At 59.4% G+C, this 11,960-nt stretch carries 11 protein-coding genes; 1 reads left to right on the top strand and 10 read right to left on the bottom strand.

The genetic code is table 11. From position 1 onward, the window contains the following. The 8 genes from B3797_RS09685 to B3797_RS09650 all read right to left on the bottom strand — a co-directional run. Nucleotides 1-1,227: trypsin-like serine peptidase (locus tag B3797_RS09685; RefSeq protein ID WP_311790970.1), on the bottom strand; the 1,227-nt coding region annotated here is incomplete at its 3' end. A gap of 216 nt (nucleotides 1,228-1,443) precedes the next feature. Beyond that, complete coding sequence (locus B3797_RS09680; protein WP_311790969.1) at nucleotides 1,444-1,614, bottom strand: hypothetical protein; 171 nt, start codon at nucleotides 1,612-1,614, stop codon at nucleotides 1,444-1,446. A gap of 135 nt (nucleotides 1,615-1,749) precedes the next feature. Then, nucleotides 1,750-3,159, bottom strand: a complete 1,410-nt coding sequence (locus tag B3797_RS09675; RefSeq protein WP_311783013.1) for an EmmdR/YeeO family multidrug/toxin efflux MATE transporter — start codon at nucleotides 3,157-3,159, stop codon at nucleotides 1,750-1,752. A 119-nt stretch (nucleotides 3,160-3,278) separates the two neighbouring features. Beyond that, nucleotides 3,279-4,028 carry an ABC transporter ATP-binding protein gene (locus B3797_RS09670; protein WP_311790968.1) on the bottom strand — a complete coding sequence of 250 codons (750 nt, stop codon included), beginning with the start codon at nucleotides 4,026-4,028 and terminating at the stop codon, nucleotides 3,279-3,281. Continuing rightward, complete coding sequence (locus tag B3797_RS09665; protein WP_311790967.1) at nucleotides 4,021-4,896, bottom strand: ABC transporter ATP-binding protein; 876 nt, start codon at nucleotides 4,894-4,896, stop codon at nucleotides 4,021-4,023. Before B3797_RS09665 ends, B3797_RS09670 begins: the two co-directional genes overlap by 8 nt. Then, nucleotides 4,889-6,166, bottom strand: a complete 1,278-nt coding sequence (livM, locus tag B3797_RS09660) for a high-affinity branched-chain amino acid ABC transporter permease LivM (RefSeq protein ID WP_311782482.1) — start codon at nucleotides 6,164-6,166, stop codon at nucleotides 4,889-4,891. The genes B3797_RS09665 and livM overlap by 8 nt, the downstream gene beginning before the upstream one ends. 7 nt (nucleotides 6,167-6,173) lie before the next feature. Continuing rightward, on the bottom strand, nucleotides 6,174-7,088 hold the full coding sequence (locus B3797_RS09655; protein ID WP_096073395.1) for an ABC transporter permease subunit: 915 nt from the start codon (nucleotides 7,086-7,088) through the stop codon (nucleotides 6,174-6,176). Between the two features lie 83 nt (nucleotides 7,089-7,171). Beyond that, complete coding sequence (locus tag B3797_RS09650) at nucleotides 7,172-8,287, bottom strand: branched-chain amino acid ABC transporter substrate-binding protein (RefSeq protein WP_311790966.1); 1,116 nt, start codon at nucleotides 8,285-8,287, stop codon at nucleotides 7,172-7,174. Between the two features lie 343 nt (nucleotides 8,288-8,630). On the opposite strand from B3797_RS09650, the gene B3797_RS09645 reads away from it, so the two are divergent. After that, nucleotides 8,631-10,085 carry an AMP nucleosidase gene (locus B3797_RS09645; RefSeq protein WP_311782484.1) on the top strand — a complete coding sequence of 485 codons (1,455 nt, stop codon included), beginning with the start codon at nucleotides 8,631-8,633 and terminating at the stop codon, nucleotides 10,083-10,085. Between the two features lie 42 nt (nucleotides 10,086-10,127). On the opposite strand, the gene B3797_RS09640 is transcribed toward B3797_RS09645, so the two are convergent. Together B3797_RS09640 and B3797_RS09635 are read right to left on the bottom strand one after the other, a co-directional pair. Next, nucleotides 10,128-10,604, bottom strand: a complete 477-nt coding sequence (locus B3797_RS09640; RefSeq protein WP_311790965.1) for a hypothetical protein — start codon at nucleotides 10,602-10,604, stop codon at nucleotides 10,128-10,130. Between the two features lie 409 nt (nucleotides 10,605-11,013). After that, nucleotides 11,014-11,960 (bottom strand): NCS2 family permease (locus tag B3797_RS09635; RefSeq protein ID WP_311790964.1); only part of this gene is annotated, 947 nt, incomplete at its 5' end.

Raw genomic sequence — 11,960 nt, 5'->3', positions numbered from 1 at the left:
ACCGGTGGTGTAGCGACTGTCGATGCGGCTGTCTTCGTACCAGCGGTCCCCCTCTTCCAGCAGCGACGGCTGGCCATTGCCGCGATCGATGGAGATATAGCGCGCGCCGTCAATATTGGTGGCGGTAAAAAAGGCGAGTCGTCGTTCAGCGCTCATCAGCAGCGAGAAGTGCTGATAATCAAGCTTCGCTTCTGCGCCCTGCCGGCCGTCGCGTAGCGGCGCCACTTCGGCAGCGCGCGGCGCGATAATAGCGGCCAGATCGATCGACTCGCCGTCGAGAAAGTCAGGCTGGAAACCGTCGCGGTTGCCGTAGTTGCTCTCCGGCGCGGCAGCGGAGGCGATCGGCGGAGCCGCGCTCTCATTGACGGTTAACGCCTGCATCAGCCGCGCCTGTTGCGCCGCGGGCAGTTGCGTCAGCTCGCCCTTCAGCCAGTCGATAATGGCGCTGATGCGTACACCTTCATTCACCCAGCCGTCATCGCTCTCAACGCCGCCGTGGTGTAGCGCGACCAGCTGCCACGCATCGTTAAATACCGGCGCGCCGGAAGAGCCGCCATCGGTATCGGCCGCATAGTGCAGCAGTTGCTCGTGACGCGCCAGCAGCGCGTTATTACGCAGCGTAATCTGCTGCGGCGCGCCGCCGGGATGATGGATAAGGTTAAGGCTGATGCCCAGCGCATGTTTATCGTTGCGATCGTTCAGCGCCAGCGCCAGCGGCTGCGGCGCCTCGCCGCTGCCAGCCACTATCTCGCCGAGCGCAATAAGAGTGCAGTCCAGCGCATCGGTCGGGCTGGTAAGAAAAAATTGCTCCGCATCGGCGGCATAAGTCACGCCGTCAACCAGTTCACCCGCTTCTGTTCGCCGCCAGCCAAACTGCAGCGTAATGCGGCCCTGCGCGGGCGGCTGCGGCAGCAGATGGTGATTAGTGATAAAAAGCCCGCCGTGTGTCATAAAACCGCAGCCCCTGGGAATGCCGTCCTCTCGCAGCAGCGCCACGGCGCGGGCGCAGGCTAATCCCTGCTCTAAGAAAGCGATCGGCAACAGATCGTTGCTTTCGCCGGTGATAACGCCCTGACGCAGATGTTGTTGAAAGGCGTAGCGCTGCGCGCGAGCGCGATCCGGCTCTGCCGGTTCACCCGCTGCCAGCGCGGTTCGGGTCTGCGCACGCCGCTGCGCAGTCAATGCCAGCCGCGCGCTAATCAGCGCGGCGCTCTCTTTATCGTTCATTCGTTCCTCCAGGTTAAAAGGCGTGCTGCTCTTTTAACCATAGCCGCTGCGGCTGAACGTTCCTTTTTCTTATGCTTCGATCCCGCTTCGTGGCAGATTGCTCACTGCCGCTCTGGCCTGTTGTTACGCAGCGTTTTGTAAAAATCCATTGCAGCAGGCGAAAAAAAGCCCGCTTAGCGAGAGCGGGCTTTACCGGAGAGAGTATAACGGGAGCAGCTACTTTTCATGGTAGCGATGCACCTCAGGATAATATTCGAAGCCATAGAGCTGGCTAACGGGGATAAGCAGCTCAAGCTCCAGGTTTGATTCGCTTTCGTCACGTTCGTCGCGCCAACGGTCGGTATTAGCCTCGAGACGGTTTTTCCACAGCTGCAGCAATCTTTTCATCTGGTTCGCCCTTATCTAGTCGGAGCCTTAGTAAAGCCCGATCGCTGGCGTAGCTGAACCATCAATTTCTGCAGTTTATTGCTGAAAAACAGCTAACCACGGCATGGCGTCTCTTTCCGGCGAGCCAGGATAGCGCTACTGCTGCTTCGCCACCATTTTCCGGTAATTATCCAGCCACTTGCCGCTCTTCAGCCGCCACCAGAAGCAGGCGCCGCGCACCGCCCAGTCCAGGAACATACCGAGCCAGACGCCCACCACGCCCATGCCGAGCATAATCCCCAGCACATAGCCCACCACAACGCGCGCCCCCCACATGCTGAACATAGAGACGTACATGGTGTAACGCGCGTCGCGCGCCCCTTTCAGGCCCGCCGGCAGTACCCAGGAGGCCGCCCAGATCGGCATAAAGGCGGCGTTAAGCCAGATAAGATGCTGCGTTACGCTGATAACGTCCGGGTCACGCGTATAGAAACGCGCCAGCACGCCGGAGAGCGGTACGGTAAGAAACGCCAGCGCACACAGACAGAGGCTTGCCAGCCAGAAGACATGCCGGATTTGCCGCTCCGCCTGATAGACCTGGTTACGCCCCAGCCGGGTGCCGGTAATAATGGTGGAAGCCGATCCCAGCGCGTTACCCGGCAGGTTAATCAGCGAGGCGATGGAAAAGGCGATAAAGTTGCCCGCAATAGCGTCGGTGCCCATGCCTGCGACAAATACCTGGGTCAGCAGTTTGCCGCCGTTAAACAGCACCGATTCAATGCTCGCCGGCACGCCGATGCCCAGCACCTCCATCAGGATTTTGAAATCCCAGCGGCGAAAATAGCTCGGCAGGCTGATCTTCAGCGAGGCATTAAAGCCGATCATCAGCACGTAAATCACGCCGATTGCGCCGATATAGCGCGAGATGGTCAGGCCCAGCCCGGCACCGACGAATCCCAGCCCCTCCCAGGAGAAGGCGCCGTAGATTAATACGCTACTGATAACGATATTCAGGATATTCATCCCGCCGTTGATCAGCATCGGGATTTTGGTGTTTCCCGCCCCGCGCAGCGCGCCGCTGCCGATAAGCGCGATCGCCGCCGCCGGATAGCTCCACGCCGAGGTCTGCAGATAGCTCAGCGCCAGCTCTTTGACTTTGGGCTCTGCGCCGCCGGCGATGAGATCGATAATCAGATGTCCCCACAGCTCAATGGCGAACACCAGCACCAGCGACAGCACCGTCATCAGCGCCAGCGACTGACGCGTAGCAGCGCGGGCTCGCTTACCGTTGCGCTTCGCCAGGCTGAAGGCGACCACCACCGTGGTGCCGAGATCGATAGCGGCGAAAAAAGAGATGATGATGATGTTGAAGCTGTCTGCCAGCCCCACGCCCGCCATCGCCTCTTTGCCCAGCCAGCTCACCAGAAAAGTGCTTAATACGCCCATCAGCATTACGCACAGGTTTTCGATAAAGATGGGCACCGCCAGTGGCGTGATCTCACGCCAGAACAGCGTGCGATAAAAGCGGCGTTTGGGATACCACGCCGTGCGCTTTATCGCCTGCATCACTGCTACGCCAGGATTTTGCAAGGGAATAACCAAATCAGAACAGATTGGACAGGAGTTATAATGATGGGTCCGCTTAACTATTTATGCAAAGCGTTTCCCTGACTTTTCAATCATTATTACAATCTTTTATCGCCTTTCACCGCAGCGGCTGCCGCACCGCCCAGATAGGCGCTGCGCACCTCTTCATTGTCGAGCAGCTCCCGACCGCTGCCGCTGAGACGGATCTCGCCGTTCGCCATCACATAGCCGCGATCGGCGATAGCCAGCGCATGACGGGCGTTTTGCTCGACAAGAAACAGCGTCATGCCCTGCTGCGTCAGCTCACGCAGGATGGCGAAAATCTGCTTCACCACAATCGGCGCCAGCCCGAGGCTCGGCTCGTCGAGCAGCAGCAGCCTGGGACGACTCATCAGCGCGCGGGCGATCGCCAGCATCTGCTGCTCGCCGCCGGAAAGGGTCATCGCCCGCTGTTTGCGCCGCTCAAGCAGACGCGGAAAAAGCGCATACATCCGCGCCAGATCGTCTTTCTGATGCGCGCTGCCGATGGCGATGGTGCCCATTTGCAAATTCTCTTCAACCGTCATATCGGCAAAGATTCGCCGCCCTTCCGGCGCCTGCGCGATGCCGCTGGCGGCGATAAAATGCGTTGAACGCTGGCTGATGGGTTCGCCCTGTAAGTAGATTTCGCCCTGCGCGATGCGCGGCTGACCAAAAATCGACATCAGCAGCGTCGATTTACCCGCGCCGTTAGCGCCGATCAGCGCCACGGTTTCCCCGGTCTGCACGCTCAGCGACACCTTTTTTAGCGCCTGCACCGGGCCGTAATAGAGATCCACTGCGTCAAACTTCAGCATAGGCTCAGCCATGAAGATCCTCCTCCTCTGCGCCCAGGTAGGCGGCGATAACGCGCGGGTCCTGCTGAATCTGGCGCGGCGCGCCCTGAGCGATAACGTCGCCGTGATCGAGCACCACGATATGGTCGGAAATCGCCATCACCATCGGCATATCGTGCTCAATCAGCAACACGCTGATACGGTGATCGGCGCGCAGGCGATGCAGAATCGCGCTCAGCGTCTCGGTTTCCACGGGATTGAGGCCCGCCGCCGGTTCGTCCAGGCAGATAAGCTCCGGCTGGGTGCACATGGCTCGCGCAATCTCCAGCCGCCGTTGCTGACCATAAGAGAGCGTACCGGCCAGCCGGTTGGCGGCGGGCACAAGATCCACCGTCTCCAGCCAGTAAAAGGCGCGATCGAGCGCGCGACTCTCCGCCTCGCGATAGCCGCGCGTATTGAAAATACCCGCCAGCAGATTGCGGTTCGCCAGCATATGCTGCGCCACCAGCAGGTTCTCAATCACCGACATTTCGCGGAACAGCCGGATATTCTGAAAGGTGCGCGCCAGGCCAGCGCGATTTACCAGGTGCGCGCCGCCGAACATTTTGTACCAGAGGCGCGATCCCAGCCGCGCCGGCCGCAGCCAGTCCTGCGGCTGGATTTTTTGTCCGAGGATTTGGATCACATCGGTGCTGCGCGCCTGCGCATTCAGCAGAATGCGTCCGCCGCTGGCGCGGTAGAAGCCGGTCAGGCAGTTAAACACCGTGGTTTTACCCGCACCGTTGGGGCCGATAAGCGAGGTGACCGAGCCGCGCTCTACGCGCAGGCTGACGTCGTTAAGCGCCTTGATGCCGCCGAAGCGCATCATCAGATGATCGACCTGTAAAATAGCGTCACTCATGGCGGACTCCTTTACGCGGCATTACCCCCACGCGGCTGGTGCGCACCAGCCCGCGCGGCCGCCAGATCATCATCACCACCATCAGCATTCCGAACAGCAGCACTCGGTATTCGGCGAAGCTGCGCAGCAGCTCCGGCGCGACCGTCAGCACAAAGGCCGCCAGCACGACGCCGAGGGTCGATCCCATTCCTCCCAGCACCACAATGGCGAGGATCAGCGCCGACTCAAAGAAGGTGAACGAGGTTGGATTGACGAATCCCTGATAGCTGGCGAAAAACACGCCTGCGATGCCTGCCGTCGAGGCGCCGAGCATAAAGGCTGAAAGTTTTACCAGCACATGGTTTAACCCCATCGCGCGACAGGCGATCTCATCTTCGCGCAATGCTTCCCAGGCGCGACCGACCGGCATGCGCGTCAGCCGGTGTTTGATAAACAACACCAGCGCCACCACCAGAATCAGCACCACATAGAGGAAGATAAACTTCATATTGGGGTTGTAGTCGAGGTGGAAGAACTCATGAAAAGGCACGCCGCCTTCGCGGGCGCGTCGGCCAAACTCCAGCCCGAGAAAGGTGGGCGACGGCACAGAAACGCCGTTTGGCCCGCCGGTGAAGCTCAACCAGTTGGTGAGCACCAGGCGGATAATCTCGCCGAAACCGAGCGTAACAATCGCAAGATAGTCGCCGTGCATGCGCAGCACCGGAAAACCAAGCAGCGCCCCGGCGAAGGCGGCCAGCAGCGCGGCCAGCGGCAGCATGCTCCAGAATCCGAGGCCGAGATACTGATAGCCGAGCGCCAGCCCATAAGCGCCGATGGCGTAAAACGCCACGTAACCGAGATCGAGCAGTCCCGCCAGCCCCACTACAATATTCAGCCCCAGCCCCAGCAGCACATAGATCAGCCCCAGGATCGCCACGGTCAGCAGATATTTGCTGGCGAGAAAGGGGAACAGCAGCGCCACTGCCAGCAGCAGCGGCAGGATCCAGCGCAGACGCGAGCGGTAGCCCGGTTCGCGCACGTAAACGCCGTCGTCCGCACCCTCGAAGCGCCGCAGCAGCGCCCGTCCGCGCCCGGTTTGCAAAAAGAGGCTGAGCAGCAGCCGTCCTGCCATAACCACAGCCACCAGCAGCGCCACGCGCGCTGGCGCCAGGTCGAAGGCGTAGCCCTTCAGCACCACGCCGACAATCGGCCCGAAAACCACCAGCGCAACCAGCCCGGCCAGCAGGGTGTCGCGCAGCGCATGGCGCACATTTACCGAGTCATTCATCATTGCGCCCTCACACTTTCGCAACCAGCGGACGGCCAAGCAGTCCCTGCGGGCGGAAGATAAGGATCACCACCAGCAGCGCAAATGAGAAAACGTCTTTGTAATCGGAGTTCACCAGCCCGGCGAACTGCGCTTCCGCCACGCCGAGCAGCAGCCCGCCCAGCATAGCGCCGGGCAGCGACCCGATGCCGCCCAGCACCGCAGCGGTAAACGCTTTGATGCCGATGATAAACCCGGCATAAAAATCGAAGGTGCCGTAGTTCATCGTGACCAGCACGCCTGCCAGTCCAGCCATCGCCGCGCCGATCACAAAGACCAGCGATATCACGCGATCGGTATTAATGCCGAGGATCGCCGCCATTCGTCGGTCCTGCTGCACCGCGCGACAAATACGGCCAAGGCGCGTGTACTGAATAATCCAGGTGAGCAGCGCCATGCCGCAGAAGGCGGCAGCGAGGATAAAGAGCTTAGTCCAGGTGATCTGCACCAGCCCGCCGTCAAACTCGACGCGCAGCACGCCGGTAAGCAGCGTCGGCACGCCCTGCTGATTGGGCCCCTGGCTCAGCTGGACATAGTTCTGTAAAATCAGCGACATGCCGATGGCGGAGATCAGCGGCGCCAGCCGCGTCGAGTGGCGCAGCGGCCGATAGGCGATGCGCTCAATGGTCCAGCCGTATACCGCTGTCACCACGACGGTGAACAGCAAGGTGCCGAAAATCAGCAGCGGGAAAGAGTGCACGCCGAAAAACGAAAGCAGCGCCAGGCCAATAGCACAGAGATAGGCGGAGATCATATAGACCTCGCCGTGTGCGAAATTAATCATGCCGATAATGCCGTACACCATGGTGTAGCCGATCGCGATCAGGCCATATACTGCGCCCAGCGTCAGCCCGTTAATCAGTTGCTGAAGTAAGAAGGCGTCCATAACGAAGTCTCTGCGCAAAGCGGGCCGCGCAACCGGGCGGCCCGGACAGGAAACGCCCTGCGACATGCAGGGCGGGCTCAGGCTTACAGCTGGTGGTATTTGCCTTTATCGTCCCACTGATAGATGACGTAATCGGACACTTTTAAATCGCCCTTGCCGTCCCAGGCTTTTTTACCCATCACGGTGGGGACATCGTGTGATTTCAGCCATTCGCTGGCCTTCGCGTTATCTTTACCGGCGCCCTGGTAAGCGGCGGCCAGCGCCTGAATTGAGGCGTAGGCGTAGAGGGTATAGCCTTCTGGTTCGAAGCCGCCTTTGCGGAATTTATCAATCACCGCTTTACCGTCGGGGATCTGGCGCGGGTCATTGCCGAAGGTCATATAGATGCCGTTGGTATACTGCGGCCCACCCGCTGCGGTAACCAGTTCCTGCGTGACAATGCAGTCGCCGGAGAAGAAGTTAGCCTTTACGCCCTGCTCGCGCATCTGGCGCACCAGCGGGCCCGCTTCCGGATGGCAGCCGCCGAAATAGACGACATCGGGATTCGCCTGGGCGATCTTCGTCACCAGGGCATTAAAATCCTTTTCACCGCGCGACAGACCCTCATACATCACCTCTTTCACGCCGCGCTTCTCCAGCGCCGCTTTGGTTGCGTCCGCCAGCCCCTGACCGTAGGTATCTTTATCGTGGATCACCGCGACCTTTTTCGCCTTCAGCTTATCGAGCATAAAGTTGGCGGCGATAGCTCCCTGCTGGTCATCGCGTCCGCACATACGGAACAGGGTTTTCATGCCGCGCTCGGTAATTTGCGGGTTGGTGGAGCCTGGCGTAATCGACAGGACGCCAGCGTCGTCATAGACCTCCGATGCGGGCATGGTGCTGGAAGAGCAGAAATGGCCGACGACCGCCATTACCTTATCCTGATCGACAAGGCGGTTCGCCACGGCAACCGCCTGTTTGGGTTCGCAGGCGTCGTCGCCCTGCACCAGCACGATCTTCTCGCCGTTAACGCCCCCCGCCGCGTTAATATCTTCCGCCGCCTGCGACGCCCCTTTCCAGTACTGCGCGCCGTAGGTGGCGTTGGGGCCGGAGAACGGCCCGGCGACGCCGATTTTTATATCTGCCTGCGCACTGAGCGCAGCGCTGAAACAGCCTGCAATCACGACGTTTAATGACAACTTGATCAGTTTCTGAGACATGCTGTCTATCCTCAACACAGTTAGTTTGCGTTTGCCAGACCACGATGCAGGAGTGGTGAAGGTGTTTATCAGGTTCAGGAAGCTATGCGCGGCGATAAAAGCCGCTATCTGTTGCAAGCAAGAATCTCGCCAGAAAAACAGCTCGCGAGGTTTTGCCGAAAGGAAGGTGGCAACGCCAGCGACAGCGCACGACGTCACCTTCTGATTCATTAAACGTAGGCGGGGATTGGCAACACGCCAGCACCCTGTTGGTGCATAATGCGTTCGATCACAGATTCTTGCTTTGCGGCGGCGGTAAACCCGCTAAGCTGTGGGGAAAGATCGCTTATTATCAGGAGAGCATATGCCTACACAACGGAACGGCCTTACCCGCCAGCAGGCGCTGGATGAACTGGAGCGTCTGTATGAAGGCGCGGTGAACGCGCTGCGCGCTGCGATAAAAACCTATACGGAACAGGGTACGCTGCCTGAGGCGGAGGCGCGTCGCCAGGGATTGTTTGTCTATCCTGAACTGCGCATCACCTGGCGCGGCGAAGGCCCGCAGCAAAACCGCACGCGCGCCTGGGGCCGCTTTACCCATACCGGCAGCTACAGCACCACCATCACCCGTCCGGCGCTGCTGCGCCACTATCTCAGCGAACAGCTGGCGATGCTGGAAAAAGAGTATGAGGTGGAGATTCAGGTCGGTCCGTCCAGCCAGGAGATCCCTTATCCTTACGTGATTGATGGCTCCGATTTGTCGCTGGACCGCACCATGAGCGCCAGCATCGCCCGCCATTTTCCCACCACCGAGCTGTCGCAGATTGGCGATGAAACCGCCGACGGCCTGTTTAATCCGGACGCTATTTTTCCCCTCTCGCACTTCGACGCATTGCGCACCGACTTCTCGCTGGCGCGCCTGCGCCACTACACCGGTACCTCGGTCGAGCATTTCCAGCCTTTTGTGCTGTTTACTAACTACACGCGCTATGTGGATGAGTTTGTGCGCTGGGCTACGGAGCAGGTGCGCGATCCCGCCAGCGACTATGACAGTCTGGCCTGCGCGGGCGGCGCGATAATTACCGCCGATACGGCTGACAGCGACGCGGCGATGCTGGATCTGGCGTGGAAAAAGCATCAGATGCCAGCCTGGCATCTCACCTCCCCTAACCGACGCGGCATTACGCTGGTTAATATCGGCGTCGGCCCGTCAAATGCTAAAACCATCTGCGATCACCTGGCCGTAATGCGGCCGCACGCCTGGCTGATGATCGGCCACTGCGGTGGTCTGCGTGAAAGCCAGAGCATTGGCGATTATGTGCTGGCGCACGCCTATCTGCGTGACGACCACGTGCTCGATAGCGTACTGCCGCCCGATATTCCCGTTCCGAGCATTGCGGAAGTCCAGCGCGCGCTCTATGACGCCACCAAAGCGGTAAGCAATATGCCAGGAGAAGAGGTCAAGCAGCGCCTGCGCACCGGCACCGTCGTCACCACGGACGATCGCAACTGGGAGCTGCGCTACTCCGCTTCGGCGCTGCGCTTTAACCTGAGCCGCGCAGTGGCGGTGGATATGGAGAGCGCCACCATTGCCGCACAGGGCTATCGGTTCCGCGTACCTTACGGTACGCTACTCTGCGTATCAGACAAGCCGCTACACGGCGAAATTAAGCTGCCGGGCCAGGCGAACCGTTTTTACGAAGGGGCGATTTCAGAGCATTTGCAGATCGGTATTTGCGCGGTAGAGCTGCTGCGCGCCGAAGGGGATAAGCTGCATTCACGTAAACTGCGAACCTTTAACGAGCCGCCGTTCCGCTAAAACAAATAGAGCACGGGGGACGCCCCGTGCTGTTCAACCCTGTTATGACACCTTTACCAGAACTTCTTTAACCAACCAGCCGAGCACGGCTAATATAGCTGGCACCATCAGTGTCCAGGTAATGCGGTCGTTGAGACGATCGAACTTTTCATCCACGCGCTCAAACTTCATATCAATTCGTTCAAACTTCTCGTCCATTCGTTCGAACCTTTTATCCATTCGCTCAAGCTTCACATCAATTTGCCCAAATCTTTCATCGATTCGCTCGAACCTTTCATCAATCCGCACAAACTTCTCATCAATACGGGCAAATTTCTCATCAATACGGGCAAACTGCACTGCCGTCTGGGCGAAGCCTTCATGCATTTCACAGCGCAGCTTAAGCTGTTCGGTATGCAGAACTTCCACATCCGTTCTGGTGGCAAAATTCTGCGAGCGTTCGGTCAGTACCGCCAGGTCGGATTTTATCTGGTGTGTATCCAGCTCAAGCCGCTCGACACGTTGGGTCAGTCGCTCCATAGGGTTTTCTCCTGGCTGTGGAAGAGGGATAAGAGGCCGGGGAAAAGTGTGCGGAAGCTGGCTTAACGGGAATTCCATGATGTTCTCTCCTCTCCTTGTTATCTCTTCCAGAATGCCGCGGGCGCTTCCCCTTGCTGTTGGGTATTTAACCAGATAGCCGACCAGTAAACATTCCCTGTTCCGCTAACTCAGTCAAAAATAGCGAGCGATTCGCGCCTCGATTCAGCGCTGGCAGGGTAGCTCTGCCTCAGGATAATTAACACCCTTTCTGGCGCGCTCTGGAAGCGACTACGCAAATTGATATCAATGAAGCGGAAGAAAAATGCGCGGCGGGCGCAAGCCGCTGTCCGCGCACTAAAGGAGGATGGAACATTACCGCGCCCGCTTGTCGCAGACGCGGCTACTGCAATCAGGCGCTGAGCCAGCCCAGCTTGATAACGAACAGCAAAGAGAGGATCACCAGCGCCGCGTTCACCTCTTTGAAGCGACCGCTCAGCATTTTTATCACCGTCCAGGTGATAAAGCCAAAGGCGATGCCGTTAGCAATAGAGTACGTCAGCGGCATCGTCAGCGCGGTTACGGTCACCGGCGCCGCCGTCGTGACGTCTTTCCAGTCGATCTCCGCCAGGCCGGACGCCATTAGCACCGCCACAAACAGCAGCGCGGGCGCTGTCGCATAGACCGGCACGCTGCCCGCCAGCGGCGAGAAGAAAAGCGCCAGCAGGAACAGAATAGCGACCACAACCGCCGTTAAGCCGGTGCGTCCGCCTGCGCTCACGCCAGCCGCGGACTCCACGTAACTGGTCGTGGTGGAGGTACCGAGCAGCGAACCAAACAGCGCTGCGGCGCTGTCAGCCACCAGCGCGCGGCCCATTTTCGGGATATTGCCCTGCTCGTCCGCCAGGCCAGCGCGTTTGGTCACGCCCAGCAGCGTACCGGTATTGTCAAACACGTCGACAAACAGAAAGGCGAAAATCACGCTGACCAGACCGACGTTAAACGCCCCGGCGATATCCAGCTGCATAAAGGTCGGCGCGATGGAGGGCGGCGCGGAGAAGACGCCGGCGAAAGGCGACAGACCGATACCCATCGAAATAAAGGTAATCAGCAGAATGCCGATCAGCACCGCGCCAGTAACGCGACGCGCCTCCAGCACTACAATCACGATAAAGCCAAGCAGCGCCAGCAGCGGGCCCGGCTTCGTCAGATCGCCCAGGCCGACCAGGGTCGCCGGATTATCCACCACGATGCCCGCGCCTTCCAGCGCGATAAGCGCGAGGAACAGCCCGATGCCCGCCGCAATCCCGGCGCGCAGCGGCAGCGGAATGCTGGCGATAATCCACTCGCGGATTTTGA

Origin of the sequence: Pantoea sp. UBA5923 (assembly GCF_002431095.1) — a bacterium.
Taxonomy (GTDB): Bacteria; Pseudomonadota; Gammaproteobacteria; order Enterobacterales; family Enterobacteriaceae; genus Pantoea; species Pantoea piersonii.
The sequence above is the reverse complement of the archived record's forward strand: the minus strand, read 5'-3'. Positions and strand labels throughout refer to the sequence as shown.